At 32.5% G+C, this 23,589-nt stretch carries 29 protein-coding genes; 21 read left to right on the forward strand and 8 right to left on the reverse strand.

The annotated features are described in order from the left end of the window. Window positions 1-36: 36 nt before the first annotated feature. A complete protein-coding gene (gene rpoD, locus PF021_RS02775; protein ID WP_271020879.1) occupies window positions 37-1,881 on the forward strand; it encodes an RNA polymerase sigma factor RpoD in 1,845 nt (614 codons plus the stop codon). Here rpoD and PF021_RS02780 read toward each other — a convergent pair. Genes PF021_RS02780 through PF021_RS02815 form a run of 8 tightly spaced genes read right to left on the reverse strand, consistent with a single transcriptional unit; the run spans window position 1,866 to window position 8,498 of the window. Beyond that, the gene (locus PF021_RS02780) at window positions 1,866-2,618 is read right to left on the reverse strand and encodes a pseudouridine synthase (protein WP_271020880.1); all 753 of its coding nucleotides are present in this window, start codon (window positions 2,616-2,618) and stop codon (window positions 1,866-1,868) included. The two genes, rpoD and PF021_RS02780, sit on opposite strands and share 16 nt — an antisense overlap. A gap of 1 nt (window position 2,619) precedes the next feature. Continuing rightward, window positions 2,620-2,973, reverse strand: a complete 354-nt coding sequence (locus PF021_RS02785) for an SUI1 family translation initiation factor (protein ID WP_271020881.1) — start codon at window positions 2,971-2,973, stop codon at window positions 2,620-2,622. After that, window positions 2,961-6,470, reverse strand: coding sequence for a DNA polymerase III subunit alpha (dnaE, locus tag PF021_RS02790; RefSeq protein ID WP_271020882.1), 3,510 nt, complete (start codon window positions 6,468-6,470; stop codon window positions 2,961-2,963). The genes PF021_RS02785 and dnaE overlap by 13 nt, the downstream gene beginning before the upstream one ends. A gap of 9 nt (window positions 6,471-6,479) precedes the next feature. Next, complete coding sequence (gene mog / locus PF021_RS02795) at window positions 6,480-7,010, reverse strand: molybdopterin adenylyltransferase (RefSeq protein ID WP_271020883.1); 531 nt, start codon at window positions 7,008-7,010, stop codon at window positions 6,480-6,482. Next, window positions 7,007-7,480: a molybdopterin-guanine dinucleotide biosynthesis protein B gene (gene mobB / locus PF021_RS02800; protein WP_271020997.1), complete on the reverse strand. Its 474-nt coding sequence runs from the start codon at window positions 7,478-7,480 to the stop codon at window positions 7,007-7,009. The genes mog and mobB overlap by 4 nt, the downstream gene beginning before the upstream one ends. An 11-nt stretch (window positions 7,481-7,491) precedes the next feature. Further along, entirely contained in the window at window positions 7,492-7,944 is a 453-nt protein-coding gene (locus PF021_RS02805) for a molybdenum cofactor biosynthesis protein MoaE (protein WP_271020884.1), read from the reverse strand. A gap of 3 nt (window positions 7,945-7,947) precedes the next feature. Then, complete coding sequence (locus PF021_RS02810; RefSeq protein ID WP_271020885.1) at window positions 7,948-8,178, reverse strand: MoaD/ThiS family protein; 231 nt, start codon at window positions 8,176-8,178, stop codon at window positions 7,948-7,950. Window positions 8,179-8,189: 11 nt separating this feature from the next. After that, a complete protein-coding gene (locus PF021_RS02815) occupies window positions 8,190-8,498 on the reverse strand; it encodes a hypothetical protein (protein ID WP_271020886.1) in 309 nt (102 codons plus the stop codon). 69 nt (window positions 8,499-8,567) lie between these two features. Here PF021_RS02815 and PF021_RS02820 point away from each other — a divergent pair, with 69 nt between their 5' ends. The 20 genes from PF021_RS02820 (at window position 8,568) to tolB (ending at window position 23,575) form a co-directional block, all read left to right on the forward strand. Beyond that, a complete protein-coding gene (locus PF021_RS02820; RefSeq protein ID WP_271020887.1) occupies window positions 8,568-8,942 on the forward strand; it encodes a RidA family protein in 375 nt (124 codons plus the stop codon). An 86-nt stretch (window positions 8,943-9,028) separates the two neighbouring features. Continuing rightward, window positions 9,029-9,340 (forward strand): 50S ribosomal protein L21, encoded by a 312-nt coding sequence (gene rplU / locus PF021_RS02825; protein WP_271020888.1) that lies wholly within the window; start codon window positions 9,029-9,031, stop codon window positions 9,338-9,340. A gap of 17 nt (window positions 9,341-9,357) precedes the next feature. Further along, entirely contained in the window at window positions 9,358-9,612 is a 255-nt protein-coding gene (rpmA, locus tag PF021_RS02830) for a 50S ribosomal protein L27 (protein WP_271020889.1), read from the forward strand. Window positions 9,613-9,663: 51 nt separating this feature from the next. Continuing rightward, entirely contained in the window at window positions 9,664-10,725 is a 1,062-nt protein-coding gene (obgE, locus tag PF021_RS02835) for a GTPase ObgE (RefSeq protein WP_271020890.1), read from the forward strand. A gap of 12 nt (window positions 10,726-10,737) precedes the next feature. Further along, on the forward strand, window positions 10,738-11,508 hold the full coding sequence (proB, locus tag PF021_RS02840; RefSeq protein WP_271020891.1) for a glutamate 5-kinase: 771 nt from the start codon (window positions 10,738-10,740) through the stop codon (window positions 11,506-11,508). 5 nt (window positions 11,509-11,513) lie between these two features. Beyond that, complete coding sequence (fmt, locus tag PF021_RS02845; protein WP_271020892.1) at window positions 11,514-12,434, forward strand: methionyl-tRNA formyltransferase; 921 nt, start codon at window positions 11,514-11,516, stop codon at window positions 12,432-12,434. After that, on the forward strand, window positions 12,431-13,078 hold the full coding sequence (locus PF021_RS02850; protein WP_271020893.1) for a biotin--[acetyl-CoA-carboxylase] ligase: 648 nt from the start codon (window positions 12,431-12,433) through the stop codon (window positions 13,076-13,078). The genes fmt and PF021_RS02850 overlap by 4 nt, the downstream gene beginning before the upstream one ends. Before the next feature lie 3 nt (window positions 13,079-13,081). Further along, complete coding sequence (locus tag PF021_RS02855) at window positions 13,082-13,867, forward strand: ParA family protein (protein ID WP_271020894.1); 786 nt, start codon at window positions 13,082-13,084, stop codon at window positions 13,865-13,867. Beyond that, entirely contained in the window at window positions 13,867-14,730 is an 864-nt protein-coding gene (locus PF021_RS02860) for a ParB/RepB/Spo0J family partition protein (RefSeq protein WP_271020895.1), read from the forward strand. Before PF021_RS02855 ends, PF021_RS02860 begins: the two co-directional genes overlap by 1 nt. Before the next feature lie 64 nt (window positions 14,731-14,794). Further along, window positions 14,795-15,223, forward strand: coding sequence for a F0F1 ATP synthase subunit B family protein (locus tag PF021_RS02865; protein ID WP_271020896.1), 429 nt, complete (start codon window positions 14,795-14,797; stop codon window positions 15,221-15,223). Between the two features lie 9 nt (window positions 15,224-15,232). Continuing rightward, the gene (locus tag PF021_RS02870; RefSeq protein WP_271020897.1) at window positions 15,233-15,745 is read left to right on the forward strand and encodes a F0F1 ATP synthase subunit B; all 513 of its coding nucleotides are present in this window, start codon (window positions 15,233-15,235) and stop codon (window positions 15,743-15,745) included. Beyond that, window positions 15,746-16,279 (forward strand): F0F1 ATP synthase subunit delta, encoded by a 534-nt coding sequence (locus PF021_RS02875; protein WP_271020898.1) that lies wholly within the window; start codon window positions 15,746-15,748, stop codon window positions 16,277-16,279. It begins immediately after the preceding gene. Window positions 16,280-16,299: 20 nt separating this feature from the next. Further along, the gene (gene atpA / locus PF021_RS02880) at window positions 16,300-17,814 is read left to right on the forward strand and encodes a F0F1 ATP synthase subunit alpha (RefSeq protein WP_271020899.1); all 1,515 of its coding nucleotides are present in this window, start codon (window positions 16,300-16,302) and stop codon (window positions 17,812-17,814) included. 18 nt (window positions 17,815-17,832) lie between these two features. Continuing rightward, window positions 17,833-18,720: an ATP synthase F1 subunit gamma gene (atpG, locus tag PF021_RS02885; RefSeq protein ID WP_271020900.1), complete on the forward strand. Its 888-nt coding sequence runs from the start codon at window positions 17,833-17,835 to the stop codon at window positions 18,718-18,720. Window positions 18,721-18,744: 24 nt separating this feature from the next. After that, window positions 18,745-20,145 (forward strand): F0F1 ATP synthase subunit beta, encoded by a 1,401-nt coding sequence (atpD, locus tag PF021_RS02890; RefSeq protein ID WP_271020998.1) that lies wholly within the window; start codon window positions 18,745-18,747, stop codon window positions 20,143-20,145. An 11-nt stretch (window positions 20,146-20,156) separates the two neighbouring features. Next, window positions 20,157-20,549: an ATP synthase F1 subunit epsilon gene (gene atpC / locus PF021_RS02895; protein ID WP_271020901.1), complete on the forward strand. Its 393-nt coding sequence runs from the start codon at window positions 20,157-20,159 to the stop codon at window positions 20,547-20,549. After that, window positions 20,546-21,142, forward strand: a complete 597-nt coding sequence (locus PF021_RS02900; RefSeq protein ID WP_271020902.1) for a MotA/TolQ/ExbB proton channel family protein — start codon at window positions 20,546-20,548, stop codon at window positions 21,140-21,142. Before atpC ends, PF021_RS02900 begins: the two co-directional genes overlap by 4 nt. Window positions 21,143-21,153: 11 nt before the next feature. Next, window positions 21,154-21,552: a biopolymer transporter ExbD gene (locus PF021_RS02905; RefSeq protein WP_271020903.1), complete on the forward strand. Its 399-nt coding sequence runs from the start codon at window positions 21,154-21,156 to the stop codon at window positions 21,550-21,552. Further along, window positions 21,545-22,288, forward strand: coding sequence for an energy transducer TonB (locus PF021_RS02910; protein ID WP_271020904.1), 744 nt, complete (start codon window positions 21,545-21,547; stop codon window positions 22,286-22,288). The genes PF021_RS02905 and PF021_RS02910 overlap by 8 nt, the downstream gene beginning before the upstream one ends. Window positions 22,289-22,291: 3 nt before the next feature. Beyond that, entirely contained in the window at window positions 22,292-23,575 is a 1,284-nt protein-coding gene (gene tolB, locus PF021_RS02915; protein WP_271020905.1) for a Tol-Pal system protein TolB, read from the forward strand. The last annotated feature ends 14 nt before the right edge of the window (window positions 23,576-23,589 follow it).

A 23,589-nucleotide genomic window follows, 5' to 3' on the forward strand; every position in this document is an offset into this window, starting at 1 on the left:
TGGATTTTTCATGTATATATTCTTATGGAGCTTTGTATGTCAGCAAAAACTATTAATCAAGAACTTGAAGAATTATTTAAAAATGCTAGTAAATATGTCTCATATGAGAAAGTAGCTCAAGTATTATCAAAGATACCAACAGCTGCTCAAGCCAAGAAAGTCTCTGAACTTGCAAATAAATATAATAAAAAACTAATGTCTTCTTCAGAAATTGCAAAGTTGCTAAATCAAGCAGATGCAAAGAAAATTAAAGATGATAAAAAGAAGCTTTTAGACGAAGAGCTTGAAGAAGAATTTGATTTTTTAAAAGAAAGAGAGCTTTTAGAGTGGAGTAGAAGCGATAGCCCTGTTAGAATGTATTTGCGTGAAATGGGTCAGATTCCATTGCTGACTAGAGAAGATGAGGTGGAACTTAGTAAGAATATAGAACTTGGCGAGAATATAATTTTAGATGCAATTTGCTCTGTGCCTTACTTGATTGATTTTATTTTGGACTATAAAGAAGCATTAATTAATAGAGAAAGAAGGGTTAAGGAGCTTTTTAAAAGCTTTGATGATGATGAAGAAGGTGATGATAGCGAAGAAATAGATGAAGTAGATGAGGGCGAAGAGGTAACAGATTCTAAAAAGCCAGTTAGCAAAAAAGACCAAAAAAGAGTGGAGAATGTTTTAGCTAGTTTTAAGGCATTAGAGAAAGCAAAGAAGGATTGGCTAAAGACTTGGGAACAGGATAATAGTGAAGATAGCGAAGATATGCTATATCTTCTAACTCTAGCACATAAAAAGCAGTTTTTAAAAGATAAATTACTAGATTTAGGTCCGACAAGTAAATTGATAAATGAGCTTGTAAAAGCTATGGAGAATACTATAAAGAGTGATGAGGGATTTGAAAAAGAGCTTAAAAGGCTTGAGTATAAACTTCCTTTGTTTAATGATATTTTACTTGCAAATCATAAAAAGATCTTAGATAATATCACAGAGATGAGCAAAGCTGATGTAATAGCAGCAGTTCCAGAAGCTACAATGGTATCTACTTATATGGAGATAAAAAAACTATTTCAAACAAAAATTGCTAGTGAAGGTAGTTTTGATTTAGAGCCAGAAAAGTTAAAACAAATACTGGAGCAGATAAAAAGAGGTAAAAATATCGCAGATAAAGCAAAAACAAAAATGGCAAAGTCTAATTTGAGACTTGTTGTAAGTATTGCTAAACGATATACAAATAGAGGGTTACCATTTTTGGATTTGATTCAAGAGGGAAATATAGGTCTTATGAAAGCGGTAGATAAATTTGAATATAAAAAAGGATACAAGTTCTCAACCTATGCTACTTGGTGGATAAGACAGGCTATTTCTCGTGCCATAGCAGATCAAGCAAGGACTATTAGAATTCCTATCCACATGATAGAGACAATAAATAGAATAAATAAAATAATGAGAAAACATCTACAAGAAGAGGGCAAAGAACCAGATATTGAAAAGATAGCAGAAGAAGTTGGATTGCCAGTAGATAAGGTCAAAAATGTAATAAAAATAACTAAAGAACCTATAAGCTTAGAAGCACCAATAGGAAATGGCGAAGATGGTAAATTTGGTGATTTTGTTGAAGATAAGGGATCTTTGGGACCTATGGACCATATACTAAAAGAAGATTTAAAATCTCAAATCGATGATGTGCTAGATCAGTTAAACGAAAGAGAAAAGGCAGTGATTCGTATGAGATTTGGGTTGCTTGATGATGAATCTGATAGAACGCTAGAAGAAATAGGTAAAGAGCTAAATGTAACAAGAGAGAGAGTAAGGCAAATAGAATCTAGTGCAATAAAAAAGCTAAAGCACCCAAAAGTTGGCAGAAAGCTAAAAAATTATATAGAGGATTGATTTAGAAATTCTCTTAATTTATTGTATTCTTGGTGTGTTAGGAATCTTACCTTTTTGCTTGGTAGATTATTTAAAGAGACAAAGCCAAATGAAACTCTTTTTAAATCCAACACTTCTAGCTTGAAGTGTGCAAAAAATCTCCTTAGCTCCCTGTTTTGTCCTTCATTTATAGTTACTTTTATTTTTGAGTATTTGTCATTTTTGATTATGTTATATGCTATAAATGGAGCAAAGTCCATTTTATCTATCTTGTTATTTTTGTGTGCACCTGCTTGTGCATTTTCTAGGGTTAGTCCATTTTCCATAGCTTCACATACGCTAGTGTTTATTTTTCCTGATAGTTTTAGTATGTAAGTTCTCTCTAGCTTGGATTCCATTAATAATGTTGCTATTTTTGGATTATCTGTTAGTAAAAGTAAGCCTTCACTAGCATAATCAAGTCTTCCTATATATGTGAAATTCTTGAATCTTTTTGGCAAAGTATCATATATAATACTTCTTCCTCTATCATCACTTTTGCTTACTATTTCACCTTTTGGCTTGTTATAGACTATTACTTCATAGTCGTTTTTATTTTTTATTTTTTTGCCATCTAGATATACTTTTTGGTCTGTAATATCAAGTGAGAAATTTTTGATAATCTCCTTGTTTATGGAGATTCTGCCTTCTTGTATTAGTCTATCTGCTTCTCGTCTTGAGTATTGCGTATTATGTGCTATATATTGGTTTAATCTCATGCTAGTTCTTAAATTTGAATTTGTTATTTTTTAGAATCTCTTTTATTTTATCTACATTTTTTCCTTGTAGTTCCAAGATATATCCATCTTTTTGCTCTTTTATGCAACCTCCAGTTGCTAGTTTCTTTTTTATATCTTTTAATATCACTTCTAAAGATTCTTTGTTTTCATAAAAGATTCCACATACTACTATGTCTTTTCCGCCATTTTTTTGTGCATTTGCCCATATTGTATATGAATGTTTACTTTTTATATATTCTTCTTGTTTGTTGCATATACACTTAATTTCGCCGCATTTTTTACATGATATTTCATCAGAAAATTTTGCACCAATTTGTATCTTTAATCTATCCAAGTTAGTTCCTTGAATTTTGTCTTTATGTCGCTATGCACAAATAGCTTACTTATCATTTCTAGTTCTTGTGTTTTTGTGTGAAACAAGATTCTAAGCTCCCTTTTTCCAGCATTTAACAATGCTTCTTCTTTGAGTCTTGTAAGCAAACTTTTGTCTATAGAGTTATTCAATAATACTTTTAAAGGCGTATTAATGTCTGGCTTACTTATTGTGAAGCTTACTTTTTCTTTTTTGGCTTCTTCTAGGCTTAGAATCTTATCTGCTCTTAGTTTCTTGCTTTCTGTTTGTTCTTGCACTAGACATTTTACTGCTATTGGGATATCTTTATCTAGCGTTTCTAGGTGTTGGAGTGTTTTTTCAAAGATTGTTAGTTCTATGCTACCATAGAAGTCTTGTAGCTTTAAGATGCCATATTTTTTGCCATTTTTTGAAAACTTAGTAATTATGTCTTCAATTTTTCCAACTAACAATATCGAGCTATTTTCTGTAATATTTTGAATCTGATTTGTAAAGGTGCAATTTATACTATCTATTGCTTCTTTATAGTCTTCTAGTGGGTGCCCTGAAGCATAAAAGCCCATGCTTTCCTTTTCGTATTCTAATAATTCTTTTTTGCTATATTCCTCATATGGTGTAAGCGAGATTTCAACTTGTGCAATATCATCTGCTTCATCGGCAAAGAGAGAGTTTGCAAACATATTTTTAGAATCTTGAGCTTTTTTTGCTGCTTCTGTTATGTTCTCTATTTGCTCTAATAATGTTCTTCTAGTGTAGAAAAAGCAATCCATAGCACCACTTTTAATAAATGCTTCTAGTGATTTTTTATTTACTTTTTGAGAATCTATTCTTCCTAGAAAATCTTTGAAATCTTTAAAGTCTGAATTTTTTCTTTCATTTAGTATTAGATTTATCGCAATTTCACCTGCACCCTTTATAGCACCAAGCCCAAATATTATGCAAGATTCTCCATTATCCTCTACAACACTAAAGGCTAAATCTGATTTTTGTAAGCTTGGTGGTAAGACTTTAATGCCCATTTTTTTGGCATCTTCTATATATTCAACTACTTTATCTGTGTCATTTTGTTCTGAAGTAAGAAGTGCCGCCATGAATTCTTTTGGATAATAAGTTTTTAGGTATGCAGTTTGAAATGTAATCATCGCATATGCAGCAGAGTGAGATTTGTTAAATCCATATCCAGCAAATTTAACTATTAACTCCCATAACTCTTCTGCTTTTTGCCTATTGTATCCTTGCTTTTCTGCACCATTGGCAAATTTTAGTTTATTATCCTCCATTATTTGGGCGTCTTTTTTACCCATTGCACGTCTAATTAAATCTGCCTCACCTAAACTAAAGCCACCAATTTTCTGCACTATTTGCATTACTTGCTCTTGATAGACTATTGTTCCATAGGTTGGTTTTAATATAGGCTCTAGTTCATCAAACATATACACTATTTTTGATCTTCCATGTTTTCTGTCTATAAAGTCATCTACCATTCCAGATTCAATAGGTCCGGGTCTTCCAAGTGCGATAATAGCTATTATATCTTCAAAGGTGCTTGGCTTTAGTCTTTTGTTAATTCCTTGAAACATACTAGATTCAATTTGAAATACACCTAGAGTATTTCCTTCTTGTAAGGTTTCATATACTTTTTTGTCATCTACATCTACTTTTAGGAAGTCTATTTCCAAATTGTGTCTATTTTTTATTAGCTTTAGTGCTTCATTAATTAGTGTTAGAGTTTTTAATCCCAAAAAGTCAAACTTAATTAAATCCACATCTTCTAAGTATTTCATGGAATATTGTGTAGCAATTATTCCATCTCTAGTAGAGCAATATAGGGGTGCTTTATGCCATAGCTCCTTTTCTGAATCTATAACAACAGCTGCGGCATGTGTTCCAGTATTTCTTTTTGTATTTTCTAAAATTACAGCAAAATCCCATATCTTTTTTGCTAGGGCATTGCTTTTTATTAGCTCGGCTATTTTTGGTTCTTTTTCATAGGCTTTTTCTAGCGTTATATCCAATTCTTTTGGGATTAATTTAGCAAATGAATCTGCCTCACCATAAGGCATACCAAATACCCTTGCTACATCTCTTATAACTGCTTTAGCCTTCATCATACCAAAGGTAATTACTTGTGCTACATTATGTCGTCCATATTTTTCTGTAACATAATCAATTATCTCGCTCCTTCGACTTTGACAAAAGTCCATATCAATATCTGGCATACTTACTCTTTCAGGATTTAAGAATCTCTCAAAAAGCAAGTCATATTTTAGTGGGTCTATATTTGTAATCTCCAAACAAAATGCAACCAAACTCCCAGCAGCACTTCCTCTACCGGGGCCAACAGGAATCCCTCTTTCTTTAGCAGCTCTTACAAAGTCCCATACAATAAGCATATATCCCGGGAATTTCATTTTGTTTATAATGTCAATTTCTAGCTCTAGCCTATCTATGTAGAGTTGGTGTTTTTCTTGTGGTATGTTTTTAAGTCTATTTTGTAAGCCTTCTTTGCATTTGTATGCAAAATATTCTGAATCCTGCGTGAAATCCAGCCCCTCATTTTTCGCATATTCTTTTGTGAATTTAAATGTAGGTGGGGTTGGATTGCCTAATTTTAATTCTAAGTTACATTTATTAGCAATTTCTTGTGTGTTAGAGATTGCATCAGGCAAGTCCATGTATAAATGTTGCATCTCAACTGGGCTTTTTATGTAGAATTCTTGCACTGTGTGTCTAAGTCTCTTTGGGTCGTCAAAGTCTTTGCCAAAACCTATGCAAAATGCCAACTCTTGTGCTGTTGCATCACTTTTTTGTGTGTAGTGAGTGTCATTTGTTGCAATGATTTTTATGTCGGTTTCTAGTGATAATTTTATTATTTGGTTATCTATTAGCTGTTGTTCTTGTATGCCATGTCGCATTAATTCTAAGTAAAAATCATCTCCAAAAATTTCTTTATATTCTAATGCCACTTCTTTTGCCTTTTCATATCCACCTCTGCCTTTGTTATCGTCTTTTGCAGTGTTTAGATGCCATTGCACTTCGCCATTTAGACATGCTGAAGAGCATATTAGTCCATTACTATATTCTTTTAGCATTTTTTTTGTGATTCTTGGCTTCATGAAAAATCCATAAAGAGAAGCTTGAGAATTTAAATACATTAAGTTTTGATAGCCTTCTAGATTCTTTGCATAAAGACATAAATGGAATCTTTGATTGCTTTTTTCGCTTATATCTTCTGAATTATGCAAATATGCTTCAATGCCTAAAATCGGCTTTATTCCTTCGCTTTTCATAGTTTTATAGAATTCTATTGCACCAAACATATTACCATGGTCTGTAATAGCAACACTATCCATTCCTAGCTCTTTTATTTTTTTGGCTAGTGTTTTTATTTTGTTTAAGCCATCAAGCAATGAATATTCCGTGTGCAAATGCAAGTGTGTAAATTTTACATTTTCTGTATTTTGTGGAGTTATGCTCATTTTAATCTCCTAGCTTTTTGGTCTAAAGGCTTTTATTATTTCTTCATTTGTTTCTAAATATGCAGCATGAATTAAGTCTAAACAATAAGGTATAGCAGGGAATACAGAATCTAGGCATTCTCTTATTGATTTTGGCTTACCGGGTAGATTTACTATTAGAGTGTTATTTCTTATACCTGCAGTTTGTCGTGAAAGAATTGCTGTTGGGACATATTTTAAACTAGTTTGTCGCATTAGTTCTCCAAAGCCCGGTAGCATTTTTTGACATACTGCTTCTGTTGCTTCTGGCGTTACATCTCTTAAGGTTGGACCTGTTCCACCTGTCGTTACTATCAAGTCGCATTTTTCTATATCTGCCATTTGGATTAGGTTTTCTTTTATTGATTCTAAATCATCTGGTATTACTCTATATACTTTCTCCCATGAGCTTTTTAGATATTCTTCTAGTGTGCTAATTATTGCTTTACCTGATATGTCTTCATATATTCCTTTACTTGCTCTATCTGATAGAGTTAGGATTCCTATTATTGCTTGTTTCATTGATAATCCTTTATATTTTCATCTATCCATTTTAGTATTTCTTGTGGATTGTTTAAATTTAATATTTCTATATCGTGTGGTATTTCGTTTTTGTCTATTGTTTCATCTATTGCTATTGCTTGAATGTAGTCAAAAAATCTTGAATCTAGCATATCTCTTGCTATGCAGATTCGTTGGAATGGTAATTCTTTTAATCCTTCTATAAAAACATAATCACATGGTTTAAAGTTGTTTATTATTGATTCTATTTTTAAAGATTCATGGAATCTTAGATATGTCTGTGTTGCACCAAGTATGGCTACATTTGCTCCAGCTTTGTAGAATCTAGCAGAATCTTTTCCTTCTTTATCAAGCTTTGCTTTATCTTTTGGGTCATGTTTTATTATTGATACTTTTTTATCTTTCAATAATAGTGTTAATTTTTCTATTAGCGTTGTTTTTCCACTATTGGAATTTCCAGTGAATGCCACTATTTTCAAGTCTATCCTTTATTTGATAGTAGTCCGCTATTTTTCAGTTTATGGCTTCTATCTTTAGCATAGATTCTATTATTGTTTTGCAAGTCATATTTCCAAATTGGTGCATTATGCTTAAAGTCCTCCACAAACACATCAAAAATCTCTAAACTTGCTTTTCTTTGAGAGCTAAAAACACCTGACATATATGAGCTTTTATGATTTAGGACATTTCCTTGTGAATGTGCCATTTTTAAAAATACACCATTTTTCAGTGCTTTTTCTTGCCAAGAGTTAAACCAATCTTGCAAGATTGGCTCATAAATATCAAAACTTAAACCATCAAACCCATTCTCTTCTCTTACAATTCCGGTAAAAATGCAGTTTGCACCTAAATTATTTTTACAACCAAAGTTATACCACCTTTTATATATCTCTTCTGTTGGTAATGCACCTTCATATATTTCTACAAGATTCATTGTTTATCCACCACATACTGGAGGCAAGAGAGTAACCTTATCTCCATTGCTTAATGAGATATCTAATGAATCTACCATTTTGTTATTTACTGCAACTGCACAATCATCTAACCATTGTTTTATGTTTTCAAACCTTGAATCATTGTTTAATATATCTTTTAACTCTGTTAGATTCTTTATATTAAGGCTTATTGTTTCATTTCCTATTGGTCCTAAAAATTCAACTTGTATCATATTTATCTTCCTTACATTAATTGGATTCTTTCCTCTTGCATCTCATATGGTATTTTTTTTGGTTTTGTGGCTGGTTTTGGTTTTTTTGTTTGTTGTTTGTAGCTTGGTAGAGCTTGTTTTGTTGTTTTTATAATTCTCCCAGTCTTGCCATCTATGAAAAATGCAGTGCCTTTTGGATATTTTGATAACTCTGTTTTGAAACTTTTATCTTCAGGTGTTAGCGGTGATACTTTCATATCTGGTGTTTTAGGTGTTGTTTGAATAAAGTTATCAGCAAATAGTAATGCGCTAAAAACACTAAATATCATTAGAAATTTCATTTTTAATCCTTGCGTTGTGATAGTAAAATATTTATAATGTTACTACAACTATACTTCAAGGAAAATAATATGTTAAAAGTAGTAACTACAAATAGGGCTCCACATGCAATAGGTCCGTATTCTCAGGCTATAATACATGGGAACATGATATATACATCAGGGCAAATAGGTTTGAATAATAATGGAGTTATGCAAGAGGGTATTAAATCCCAAACAAGACAGGTTTTGGATAATTTAGAAGAGATTCTAAAAGAGGCAAATAGTAGCTTTGATTTAGTGATTAAAACAACAATTTTTCTAGCTGATATGAGCGACTTTGATGTGGTAAATGGAATCTATGGTGAATATTTCAAAAATCACAAACCAGCTAGAAGCACTATTGCAGTAAAAACTTTGCCAAAAGGAGCTTTAGTTGAAATAGAGTGTATTGCGGTAGTTAATTAAAGTTTTTATAAACAAGATTTTTGTATAATCTCGTGTTTTTTATTTATAAAAACGAAGCTTCAAAAATCAATATTAAGGAATTGTATATGTATGCAATTATTCAGAATGGAGGCAAACAATACAAGGTTAGCGAAGGTGATATTTTATTGCTTGATTTGCTAGATCTTGAGCCAAAGTCAAAAGTTGAAGTGAAAGAAGTTTTAGCTCTTAGCAACAATGATGATTTAAAGCTTGGTAGCCCTTATGTTAGCGGTGCTAAAGTAGAGCTTGAAGTTATAAATCACGGCAGGGGTAAAAAAGTAATCACTTTTAAAAAGAGAAGAAGAAAAGATAGTAAAACCAAAAGAGGTTTTAGAAGAGATTTTACACGCGTTCGTGTTGTAAAAATCGCAGGATAATGATTTAAGGAGCATTTATGGCACACAAGAAAGGTCAAGGAAGTACTCAAAATAATAGGGATTCAGCTGGTCGTCGTTTAGGTGTAAAAAAATATGGTGGAGAGTTCGTTAGAGCAGGTAACATCATAGTTCGCCAAAGAGGAACTAAGGTTCATCCGGGTAACAATGTTGGAATCGGTAAAGATCATACTATTTTTGCTTTGATTGATGGCATTGTTAAATTTGAAAGAAAAGATAGAAATAGAAAAAAAGTTTCTATTTATTCTGCTTAATACTTCAAGCTACCTTGTTGGTAGCTTTCTTTAAATAAATAAGGTCTTTTTATGTTTGTTGATAGTGTTGAAATACTTGTGTCCTCCGGCAAAGGCGGAGAAGGTGCAGTGTCTTTTCGTAGAGAAAAGTATGTAATAAATGGTGGTCCTGATGGTGGAGATGGCGGAAAGGGTGGCGATATTTATTTCAAAGTTGATAGAAATAGCGATACACTCTCGTATTTTAGAGGACACAAGCATTTTAGGGCTAAAAATGGAAAACCGGGTTTAGGCAGAAATAAAAGTGGCAAGCAAGGGGAGAGTTTGGATATTATAGTGCCTCCCGGAACACAAATTTTTGATATTGATAGTGGAGAGTTGTTGCTTGATTTGCTTAATGATGGTGATAGGGTTTTATTTCTAAAAGGTGGAAAAGGTGGGTTGGGTAATACTCACTTTAAGAGTTCTACAAACCAACATCCAACATATTCGCAAAAAGGTATGCCGGGAATTGAAAAAAAGATTAAACTAGAGCTTAAAATGATTGCTAATGTTGGTTTAATAGGATTCCCTAATGTAGGGAAATCAACTTTGGTATCTGTGCTCTCAAATGCAAAGCCAGAAATTGCTAATTACGAATTTACAACGCTAATTCCGTCTCTTGGTATAGTTGAAGTTGGAGATTATAAGTCTTTTGTTATTGCAGATATACCCGGAATAATAGAAGGGGCAAGTAGTGGTAAGGGGCTTGGGATAGAGTTTTTAAAACATGTTGAGAGGACACAATTTTTACTTTTTGTGCTTGATGTTTCTAATTATAGGGAATTAAAGATTCAATTTGAATCTCTAAAAAAAGAAGTAAATAATTTTAGTCAAACTCTATCAAATAGGCAATATGGAATAGTATTCTCCAAAATGGATACAAAGGAGAATGATAATTCTCATATAGAATCTTTTATAAAGGAGTTTGGATACAAGCTAAAGCGTAGTGATAAAAATAATTTGTGCTATATAAATGATGACTATGTTAAATCTAAAGAAATTCCAAACTTTATACTTGGTATATCTAGCTTGGAAAAGACTAATTTAGATGAGCTAAAATTTTTATTATTTGATTGTATTAAAAATGCTTAGATAAGGATTCTTATGGATAGGATTGTATTAAAAGTAGGTAGTGCTATATTGGTAGAAAATCAACAAATAAACACACAAAGAATAGAATCTCTAGCAAAAATAATATCTACTTTAAGAGAAAAATATGAAGTAATACTCGTCTCATCAGGTGCGGTAGCAACTGGATATACAGAGCTTAAGCTAGATAAGTCATTTTTAGAAAATAAACAAGCATTAGCTGCAATCGGTCAGCCACTACTAATGCAAAAATATTCAGAAATTTTTAAAAAATATAATATTTTAACAGCCCAAATGCTTGTATCATGGCATGATTTTGATTCTAGGAAGCATACAAAAAACGCACAAAACACAATAGAAGTGTTGCTAAAAAATAATATTTTGCCAATTATTAATGAAAATGATGTAACTGCAATTGGCGAGTTATTGAAACTTGGGTTTGGTGATAATGATCAGCTATCAGCATATGTTGCTCATTATTTTAATGCATCATTGCTTGTGATACTTAGCGATATTGATGGTTATTATAATAAGAATCCTAAGCTAAATAAAGATGCAAAAAAATACAAAATAGTAAATAAAATAGAAAAGCATGAGCTAGAAAGTGAGGCTACACCTAATAATGAGTTTGCCACAGGTGGGATAGTAACGAAATTAAAAGCTGCAAATTTTCTATTAGAAAACAATAGAGCAATGTTTCTTGCAAATGGCGATAAGCTAGAAGTGCTAAGTGAATTTTTGCTTAACAATAATCACATAGATGGAACTTTATTTAAAAGGGATTAATATTTATGAATATCGTTTTTATGGGAACTCCTAGCTATGCTAGAGTGATTTTAGAATCTCTTATAAAAAGTCATAATATAAAAGCACTCATCTGCCAAACAGATAAAAAAGCAGGTAGAAATATGAAGCTAGTAATGCCAGATACAAAGCAGTTTATACTTGAGTATAATGAGAAGAATAATACACAAGTTGAAATATTGCAACCAGAATCTTTTGATGCATCTGTGATTGAGCAAATAAGAAGTTTTAGGGCTGATGTTATAGTTGTAGCTGCATTTGGAAAGATTCTGCCAAAAGAAGTATTAGAAATTGCACCATGTATAAATTTACATGCTTCTATATTGCCACAATATCGCGGTGCAAGTCCAATACAGAGTGCTATTTTAAATGGAGATTCTAATTTTGGCGTTACTGCTATGCTTATGGAAGAAGGGCTTGATTGTGGTGATATGCTTGGTTTTAGTGTAATTAATAATAATGGTCAAAATAGTGATGAGTTGTTTTGTGAGTTATCAAGCTTGGCTGCTAAGTTGTTATTACAAGTTCTAAAACGATTAGATTCTATAAAGCCTTTAAAACAAGAATCATGTATGGCTAGTTATTGTTCTAAGATCAAAAAAGAATTTGGTGAAGTTTCATTTTTGAATTTAAATAGCCTTATTCTAGAAAGGAAATTCTTAGCTTATAGTAGTTGGCCTAAAGTGTTTTTAGAAAGTGGGCTTAGATTGGTTAGGCTTAAGGCATGTGAAGTTTCTAGTAATAACAAAATGGGTGAGATACTGCAAATCTCTAAAGAAGGAGTTGTGGTTGCTTGTAAAGAGGGGAGTGTATTAATTACTTGTGTTCAAGCACCTTCAAAAAAGGAAATTAGTGCATATGAATATGTGCAAGGCAAAAGAATGAAAGTTGGCGATATTTTTCTATGAAGATTCTATATTTTGATAGTTTGCCATCAACGCATTTATATTTGAGTAATAAGCTAAAAAATAAAGAGCTATCTGCTCCAGTTATGATTGTTACTAAGAATCAGCCTAGCGGTATAGGCAGTAGGGGTAATTCTTGGATTGAAGTAAAAGAGGGACTTTATTTTTCTTTTGCTATTACTTTAGAGTGTATGCCTAGTGATTTAAGACTTGAATCTTCTGCTATTTTTTATGGTTTTATTTTTAAAGAATTGTTAAAAAGCTATGGTTCTAAGGTGTGGCTAAAATATCCAAATGACTTGTATCTAAATGATAAGAAAATGGGTGGAATCTTGTGTAGTGCTTTTGATGATATGTTATTAGTTGGTATTGGCTTAAATATAGAGCTTGATAGCAAGTGTGATAAGTTTGCAAAGCTGGATATACGGATAGATAATAAGTCATTGTTAGATGAATATATTTTGCAAATAAATTCTTTTACATGGAAGCAAATTTTTAGTAAATATAAGTTAGAATTTTCGAATAATTTGTCATATAGCTTTCATTGCGGGGATTTGCTTGTATCTATGAGAAATGCGACTTTGTGTGATGATGGTGCTTTGCTTATTGATGGCAAGAAAGTTTATAATTTAAGAAGTTTGGAGTAGTCTATGTGTGAGGTAATTTGTATTGCAAATCAAAAGGGCGGTGTTGGTAAAACTACCACAGCTGTTAATTTGGCTGCTTCTTTGGCGGTTGCAGAAAAAAAGGTGTTATTAGTTGATGCAGATCCTCAAGCAAATGCCACAACTAGCCTTGGATTCCACAGAAATGAAATAGAATTTAATATATATCATGTCTTAATAGGGACAAAAACTCTATCTCAAATAATCCAAAAAACAATGATACCAAGTTTGCATTTAGCACCATCGAATATTGGTTTAGTTGGTATTGAAAAGGAATTTCATAATCAAGAAAAAAACTCTAGAGAATTAGTTATGAGAAAGAAAATAAAAGAGGTTTTAAACTCCTATGATTATGTCATTATAGATTCTCCACCTGCTTTAGGACCGCTTACTATTAATGCATTAAGTGCTGCAAACTCTGTTATTATCCCTATACAATGTGAATTTTTTGCACTTGAGGGCTTAGCACAGCTTATAAATACTATAAAGCTACTAAAAAAGGAGATAAATCCTGATTTAAAAATCAAAGGATTATTGCCTACCATGTATAGTGCTCAGAATAATTTGTCAAAGCAGGTTTTAGATGATTTAGTAAGACACTTTAGTAGAGATATAATCAAAAAAGATTCAATGGAGATTGTAACTATTCCTAGAAATGTAAAACTAGCTGAATCTCCAAGCTTTGGTAAGCCTATTATCCTATATGATATAAGATCTCAAGGGAATATAGCATATCAAAATTTGGCTAACTCGATATTAGAGGGAGCATAATGGCTAAGAAAAATTTGGGTAGGGGTCTTGGAGACCTTTTAGGAGAGATAGAAGAAGCGTACCAAAAGGATTTAAACGATAGTTCTGGGCTTGTAATTGAAATAGACATTGACAAAATAAAGCCAAATCCATTTCAGCCAAGAAAAGTGTTTGATGATAATAGTTTGCTTGAGCTTTCTAATTCTATAATTGAGCATGGATTGTTGCAACCTGTGTTAGTATATGAAGATTCAAAGAATCCTAATTTTTATTATTTAATAGCAGGTGAGCGAAGGCTTAAGGCTAGTAAAATTGCAAATAAAGACAGCATAAAGGCTATCATTGTAGATATACAAGAAAATAAAATAAGAGAATTAGCACTAATTGAAAATATCCAAAGAGAGAATCTAAACCCGATTGACTTGGCACACTCTTATCAAGAACTAATTTCAGATTACAATATTACCCATGATGAGTTGGCAACTAGATTAGCAAAATCAAGGACACAAATAACTAACACTATGAGGCTTTTAAATCTTAACAAAAAGATACAAGATTACATAGTTGAAGGTAAAATAACTCAAGGACACGCAAAGATTCTTGTAACACTAGATGAAAAAGAGCAATTAAAGGTGGCAGATTCTGTAGTCGGTCAGAAGCTTAGTGTGCATGAGTGTGAAAAACTTGTTAGGGATATTAAAAATGGGCACAATAAAAAAGGTAATACAACTAATAAAATAAAAAACGATAATAGTAAGATTGTTAAAATATGTGAAAAATTATGTGACGCTAATATTAAGGCTAGTCATAAAAACAATAAAATAATTGTAGAATTCCGTAACGATGATGAAATAGAAAAGTTTAATAAAATGTTTATCTTTTGATTTTTAAGTAAAACTTATTAAACCTATTGTATAATAATTTAACATTAATGAAAAGGAGTGACATATGACTATTATCCCAACTCCTTGGGTAATGGCTTTAGTATTTGTAGTTTTTTTAATCCTTGTTTATGGATTAAATAGGATATTGTATAAGCCTCTTTTGTCTTTTATGGAAGCAAGAGAAGCATCTATAAAGAAAGATGGCGAAGGTATAGATTGTAACAACTCTGAAATTATCAAGTTACACAAAGAAGCAGAGGATATAATCCAAGCGGCTAAAATTGAAGCAAATGCGATAAAAAGCAAAGCAAAAGAGAATGCAAAGATTTCTTCTGAAGCTAGGATAGCACAAAAGAGAGATGAGTTGAATCTTAAATATCGTGAGTTTGTTGAAAATCTTGAAGGCGAGAAAGAACAATTAAAAACATCTTTACTAACTCAGATTCCACTCTTTAAAGAAGAGCTTAAAATCAAGCTTGGTAAATTGTTATAGGAGTGTAGAATGAATAGTATTATTAGAATATTGTCCCTATTTTTTATTCCAACATTTTTACTTGCAGCTGGTTCTGGTGAAGTTGATATTGTAGAGAGAAGTATAAATTTTGTTATATTTTTTGCACTTATTTATTATTTCGCAGCTGACAAGGTTAAAACAATGTTTGTTGAAAGAAGAAATAGCATTGCAGAATCTCTATCTAAAATACAAGATAAACTTCAAGAATCTAAAAAAGAAAAGCAAAAGGCTCTAAAGCAGTTAGAGGAAGCTAAAAAGACTGCAAATGACATCATAGAAACAGCGAAAAAAGAAGCTTTAATTATCGCACAGAAAGTAGATGAGCAAACCAATGAGGAAATTGAAAGTTTGGTTAGACAATTCAATGATGATATCGCGTTTGAGAGAAAAAAGATTGAACGAAGTGTAGTTGCAGATACACTAGAAGAGTTTTTAAATAGTGATTTGTTGACTCTAAACAAGGAAACTTTGGTTAGAACATTACTAAAAAAGGTTGCGTAAATGAAAGATTTAATAGCAAAGAGATATATAAAGGCTTTATCTAGTGTTGCTAATGAAGATGAATTGAGGGAATATTTATCTTGTTTAGATATTCTATCTAACGCATATAATATTTCTAAATTCAGAGAGATTATGGAGGCTAGCTATATTTGTGTCTCAACAAAAAAAGAATTAATAAATAAAGTTTTAGACAAGGAGCTTGATGCTAAATTTTCTAATTTTATTAATGTTTTAGCTGAACATAAGAGATTGGATTTATTTTGTGAATTAAAAACAGAGTTGTCTAGTTGTATTTCGGCTTTAAATAAGGAATATAAAGCAGTATTAATATCCAAAGAAACTTATGAGGAAGATATCTTAAAAGACATTGAGGATAAGTTTGGTAAACAGCTAAATGTAAAATTAAAGCTAGAACAAATTACAACCAGCAATGATGGTATAAAACTTGTAGTAGATGATTTAAATATAGAGATTTCTTTTTCTAAAGAGAAATTTATTAATGATTTAAAACATCATATCTTAAAAGCATTTTAAATTTTATATAAGGAGTAAAAGTGGTAGTAAAATTGCAAGCTGATGAAATTAGCTCTATAATAAAGGAAAGAATAGATAATTTTGAGCTTGATTTGGATGTAGCTCAAACTGGTAAAGTTATTGCTTATGCTGATGGTGTTGCTAAGGTTTATGGCTTAAAAGATGCAATGAGCTATGAAATGGTTGAGTTTGATACTGGCGATAAGGGACTTGCTTCTAGTTTGGAAGAAGGAAGTGTTGGTGTTGTTGTTTTAGGTACTGGTAAAGATATTAAAGAAGGCACATCGGTAAAAAGACTTGGTAAATTACTTCGTGTTCCAGTTGGCGATGGACTTATGGGGCGTATAGTTAATGCACTTGGTGAGCCAGTTGATGGTAAAGGAGTTATTGATACTAAAGAATATAGATTTATGGAGGAAAAAGCCCCCGGAATCATGTCTAGGAAGTCAGTTCATGAGCCTTTACAAACTGGGTTAAAAGCTATTGATGCTCTTGTTCCAATTGGTAGAGGTCAGAGAGAGTTGATAATTGGGGATAGACAAACTGGTAAGACTACTGTTGCTATTGATACTATTATTAATCAAAAAGGACAAGGTGTAGTTTGTATATATGTTGCCATAGGACAAAAAGAATCCACAGTTGCACAGGTTGTTAGAAAGTTAGAAGAGCATGGTGCAATGGAATATACCATTATTGTTAATGCTCCTGCTTCTTCATCGGCTGCTATGCAATACCTAGCTCCTTATGCTGGTGTTACTATGGGTGAATATTTTAGAGATAACGGAAGACATGCATTGATAGTATATGATGATTTAAGTAAGCATGCAGTGGCCTATAGAGAGATGTCTTTGATATTAAGGAGACCTCCGGGCAGAGAGGCTTTCCCGGGAGATGTATTCTATCTTCACTCAAGACTACTAGAGCGTGCTGCTAAGCTTAGTGATGAGCTTGGTGCTGGTTCTCTAACTGCACTACCTATTATTGAGACACAAGCTGGAGATGTTGCGGCTTATATACCTACAAATGTTATATCTATTACAGATGGTCAGATATTTCTTGAGACTGACTTGTTTAATTCTGGTATTAGACCAGCCATTAATGTTGGTTTATCTGTTTCACGTGTTGGTGGTGCTGCACAAATTAAAGCTACAAAGCAAGTATCTGGAACATTGAGACTTGATCTAGCTCAATATAGAGAGTTGCAAGCGTTTGCACAATTTGCTTCTGACTTAGATGAAACAAGTAGAAAGCAACTTGATAGGGGACAAAGAATGGTTGAAGTATTAAAGCAACCACCTTATTCACCGTTGCCTATTGAAAGACAAGTTGTTGCTATTTTTGCTGGTGCTAGAGGTTTTATGGATGATGTAGCTGTGTCAGATATTACTAGGTTTGAAGAAGGATTGTATCCATTCTTAGAGGCTAAGTATCCGCATATTTTTGAAGATATTCGCTCAAAGAAAATGCTAGATAAGGATGTTGAAGAAACATTGTGCAGAGCATTAGAAGAGTATAAAAGCAGCTTTGCTGTTTAATGATTTAGGAGATCTTTTATGGGAAATAACCTAAAGGATATTAGAAAACAAATATCGAGTGTTCTAAATACACAAAAGACAACTCGTGCTATGAAGTTGGTATCAACTTCTAAGCTAAAAAAAGCAGATGAAATGGCTAGGCGTTCGAAAGTTTATGCTAACAAGATCGTAAGCGTATTGGGTGAGATTAAGGCCATGGCTTCTAAGACAGATAGCATTCAGGATAATCCTTATTTTGCTAATAGCGGTAGCGAAACGAGTGCATTTGTTGATATATTGATGGTAACTGCTGACAAGGGATTGTGTGGTGGATTTAATATTAACACTATCAAAGAAGTTAATAGACTAATTGCAGAGCATAAAACTAAGAATCTGAAAGTTCGTTTGCGTGTAATAGGAAAAAAGGCGATTGAATATTTTAAGTTTAATGAAATAGAAATTTTAGATAGCGTTGTTGGATTAAGTGCTTCACCTGATTATCAAAAGGCTTCAGAATTTATCAACAAAGCTGTTGAGGATTATTTAAATGGTGTAACTTCAAAGATAATTCTTGTGCATAATGGATTTAAGAATATGATATCACAAGAAATGAAAGTAACACAGATATTGCCAATACAAGATATCAGCGAGTTGGAAATGGATAGCACCTTAGAGGTTGAGCCAAATGAGCAGGAAAATGAGATTCTAAATCAACTTGCTAATAAATATGTGGAATTTAGTATGTATTATGCTTTAGTTGATTCTTTAGCAGCAGAACATAGTGCTAGAATGCAGGCTATGGACGCAGCTACAAATAATGCAGGAGAGTTAGCAAAAAGTTTAACAGTTGCATACAATAAGGCTAGACAAGAAGCTATTACAACGGAGTTAGTTGAAATTAATACTGGCGTAGAGTCAATGAAATAAGGAGTGGAATAAATGTCAGAAAATATGATAGGTAAAATAGTTCAAGTTATGGGACCGGTTGTTGATATTGATTTTGAATCGTATCTTCCTAGCATTAATGAAGCTTTGGATATCAACTTCACAGTTGATGGTAGAAGTTCGAAGTTAGTTTTAGAGGTGGCTGCCCATATTGGAGATAATAGAGTTAGAGCTATTGCTATGGACATGACTGAAGGTCTAACTAGAGGCGAAAAAGTAGTAGCTAGAGGGAATCCTATAACAGTTCCAGTTGGTGAGCAAGTTTTGGGAAGAATCTTCAATGTTACTGGTGATATTATTGATGGTGGTACAGAGTTAAATAACCCAGAAAAATGGTCTATACATAGAGCTGCGCCTACATTTGAGAATCAAAGCACAAAAACAGAGATGTTTGAAACAGGGATTAAGGTAGTAGATCTTCTAGCGCCCTATTCAAAAGGTGGTAAAGTTGGTTTGTTTGGTGGTGCTGGTGTAGGTAAGACGGTTGTTATTATGGAGCTTATACATAATGTTGCTTTCAAACATAGTGGATATTCTGTATTTGCTGGAGTTGGTGAGAGAACAAGAGAGGGTAATGACCTTTATCACGAAATGAAAGAATCTGGAGTATTGGATAAAGTTGCCTTATGCTATGGTCAAATGAATGAGCCACCGGGTGCGAGAAATAGAATTGCTTTTACGGGTTTAACAATGGCAGAGTATTTTAGAGATGAAAAAGGGCTAGATGTATTGATGTTTATTGATAATATCTTTAGATATGCTCAATCAGGTGCTGAAATGTCAGCATTACTTGGCAGGATTCCTTCTGCTGTTGGTTACCAGCCGACATTAGCTAGCGAAATGGGTAAGTTGCAAGAAAGAATCACATCTACTAAGAAAGGTTCTATTACTTCTGTTCAGGCTGTATATGTTCCAGCAGATGACTTGACAGACCCAGCTCCTGCTTCTGTTTTTGCTCACCTTGATGCAACAACAGTTCTTAATAGAAAGATAGCAGAAAAAGGTATTTATCCTGCTGTGGATCCACTAGATTCAACTTCAAGAATCTTAGATCCTCAAGTTGTTGGAGAAGAGCACTATAAAGTAGCAACAAGTGTTCAGCAAGTGTTGCAAAAATACAAAGATTTGCAAGATATAATTGCTATTTTGGGTATGGATGAGCTTAGCGAAGAAGATAAAAAAGTAGTTGAAAGAGCTAGAAAGATTGAAAAATTCTTATCTCAGCCATTTTTCGTAGCAGAGGTATTTACAGGTAGTCCTGGAAAATATGTAACTTTACAAGAAACTTTGGAAGGCTTTAAAGGTATATTAGAAGGCAAATATGATCATATACCAGAGAATGCTTTTTATATGGTTGGAAACATTAATGAGGTTCTTGAAAAAGCTGAAAAAATGAAATCTAATTAATAGGGGATTTTATGGAAACCTTGAAGTTGGATATCGTAACACCGGAAGGTAGCATATTCTCAAATGATGTTAAGAGTATAACGCTACCTGGTAGTGAAGGTGAATTTGGTGTGTTACCTGGCCATGTTGGTGTTGTTACTACATTGAATGCTGGTGTGATAGAGATTGAAACAAAAGATGGCAAAAAAGAAATGGTTGCTGTTAATTGGGGATATGCAAAGGTAGATGAAAAAAGTGTTGATGTTCTTGCTGATGGAGCAGTTGATATTGCTGGTGATAGCGAGGGAGAAATTGCGCAATCTATTACAAAAGCTAGGAAGCTATTAGAAGAGGCTACAGACAATAATGTTGTTATCTCTTCTGTTGTATCTCGCATAGAGACTTTAGTTAAGAGTTCGCTGTGAATCTTATACAATCATTGACAGACAATTATGGTGTTGTATCCATAGTTGTCTTAGTTTGGTTATCTATTTATTTTATACTCGTTTTTTGGATATTTATTTATAGATATATTTCACTATCAAATTTAATTAGCAATGAAAAAGCTTGTTTGGATTCGCTAGTTAGTGGAAAATATACACTTCCTAGAAATTCTGTCTTCCACTACAACATAAGTAAAATTGAGAAAAAAGTTACAGAGCCTATTTTGCAATATTGTCTAAATAAAACAGTAAAAGAAGCTACAAGCGGACTTACATTTTTGGCAGTTGTTGCTTCTACTGCACCATTTATTGGTCTCTTTGGAACCGTTGTTGAAATACTTGAAGCATTTTCAACGCTTGGAAATGAAGCTAGGGTGACACTAGATGTGATAGCTCCTGTTATATCAAAAGCACTTGTGGCGACTGCAACTGGGATTTTGACTGCTGTGCCTGCTTATACTTTTAATTTATTTTTAAAAAGAAAGGTATTTGAGTTAAATACATATTTGAAGTTGCAAATTGATATTTTGTTATCACCTAAGGAATCTTTAAAGAATGTAGATGAAATTGTTTAGAGGGATTTTTATTGGAAGTAGATAATAATTGGGAAGACACACCAGAGTTAAACATTACACCTTTAGTTGATATAATGCTTGTTTTGTTGGCTATTTTAATGGTTACAGCACCAGTTATTGTCTATAAAGAAGAAATACAGTTGCCCCAAGGTTCAAAAACCGCAAAAACACAAGAGGACTCAAAAATAGAAATCAGAGTTGATGTAAATAGGAATATTTATATAAAAAGTGATGTGTTGCAATTTGATGGCTTTGCGGATTTTTTCGTTGTTTTTTCTAATGGTTATGATAAAAATACGCAAGTTTATATAAGAGCAGATAAGAATCTAAAATATGATGATGTGATTTATATTTTGAAAACCGCTAAACAAAGTGGGTTTAGCAGGGTGTCTTTGGTAACAGATGGTTAATTTTTTTGCATTTTCTATAAGTGGTAGCATAGCGATTCTATTTTATGTATTGCTTTTATTGTTGTTTTTGTGGAATTTTAATCAAAAAACTATAGAGACTAAAGAATATTCCTTTATAAAAGAAACAGAATTTAGTATTGATTTTTTAGAAGAAAAAGTAGAGAAAGTAGAGAAAAAACTAACAATTAAAGAAATACAAGAAAAACCAATAAATGATATACCTAAAAAAGAAGAGAGTGCTTCAAAAACCGCTAATGTTGGAGTTGGAGTTAATGACTTGTTTAAGCAAGTTGAATTCAAACAACCGGTTAAAAAGGAAGCTCTAAAGCCTCAAAGCACAAATGATAAAATAGCTAAAAAAAAGAAAGCAAATGAGGTATCTCAAAGAGATGATCTAACAGATAAACTAGATAAAATAATGTCTAATTTGGAAGTGCAAAAGACTATGAGTTTTGCTACTCCAAAGGGCGAGTATGATGAGTTTTATTCTAAGATTCAAGAAATATTATATAAAAATTGGAAGCCAATAAGAAGCGGTGTGGATTCTGAGGCAGAGGTTATAATTACAATAGACTTTAATGGTAGGTTTTCTTATAGAGTAGTGAAAAAATCTGGCTTTTTGGAGTTTGATAATGCTTTAGAAGAGTTTTTGGATATAATGCAAAGACAAGAATTTCCAAAGTATGAAGGTGGAAGAAAAACTAATATTAGTGTAATTTTTAAAACAGAGGTGTAAAGTATGAGTAGAGTGATTTTTTGTATTTTTTGTTGTGTTGGTTTTTTATTTGCAAGAGATAATATCGATGCAACAATGGAGGTAGTAAAGAAGTTTGGTAATTTACCTACTATTTTGGTTCAAAATATAGGTAAAGATTCTAATAAAATGGGATATAGCTTAAGAACATACAAGATGCTGGTTGCTGATTTGAAGGTTACTGGTCATTTTGTCGTGCAGGAGAATCCAGAAGTTGTAACTAGTGAGGCTGTATTAAATTTTGATGATTATAGAAGCAGTAGGATTGACTTGATAGCTAGGGTTAGTGCAGAGGTTACAAGGGGTGGCTTGGAATCTGTTTTGCAATTATATGATGCAAATACTGGAAATATCGTATTAAGCAAAGAATACACTACAAATACAACAGATTCTTATCCTCTAATGGCACATCGTATGGCAATTGATATTAATAATTATATAAAAGCGCCAGATGTTAGTTGGCTTGAGAGAATGGTTGTCTTGTCTTATTATACTAAACCAGGAGAAAGTGAAATTATTGTAAGCGATTATACTCTGACTTACAAAAGACATGTGATATCTGGTGGGCTAAATATATTTCCAAAGTGGGCAAATGAATCTCAAAGTGCATTCTATTATACAAAATACCTAGATAAGCCAACTTTGTTTAGATATGACTTGAGTACTGGTCAGAATACTAGATTGATAGATAGTGAAGGTATGTTGGTTGCTTCTGATGTTAGTAGAGATTCATATAAATTATTATTAACTATGGCTCCAAAAGAACAAGCAGATATTTTTATGTATGATGTTCCAAGTGGCAGATTGAATAAATTGACAACTTATAGTGGAATAGATGTTAGTGCAAATTTTATAGAAAATGAAAATAGAATCATGTTTATTTCAGATAGACTTGGATATCCAAATGTCTTTGCAATCCCAAGTAGTGGTGAGGTGCCGGGCAAAGTAGAACAAATGGTGTTTCATGGTAAAAATAATAACGCAGCAAATGCTTTTGGAAATTACATAGTGTATTCAAGTAGAGAAACTAGTGAGGAGTTTGAGAGAAATACATTTAATTTGTATTTAATATCTACAAAAAGTGATTTTATAAGAAGGCTAACTGCAAATGGAGTGAATCAATTCCCTAGATTTGCTAAAGATGGTGAGACAATCATGTATATTAAGCATGAATCAAATCAGAGTGCATTAGGAATTATTAGGTTAAATTACAATAAGACATTATTGTTTCCATTAACTGGAGCTACAATACAATCTATGGATTGGTAAGATGTTTGTATTTT

Source organism: Helicobacter ibis (assembly GCF_027859255.1).
Classification (GTDB): domain Bacteria; phylum Campylobacterota; class Campylobacteria; order Campylobacterales; family Helicobacteraceae; genus Helicobacter_D; species Helicobacter_D ibis.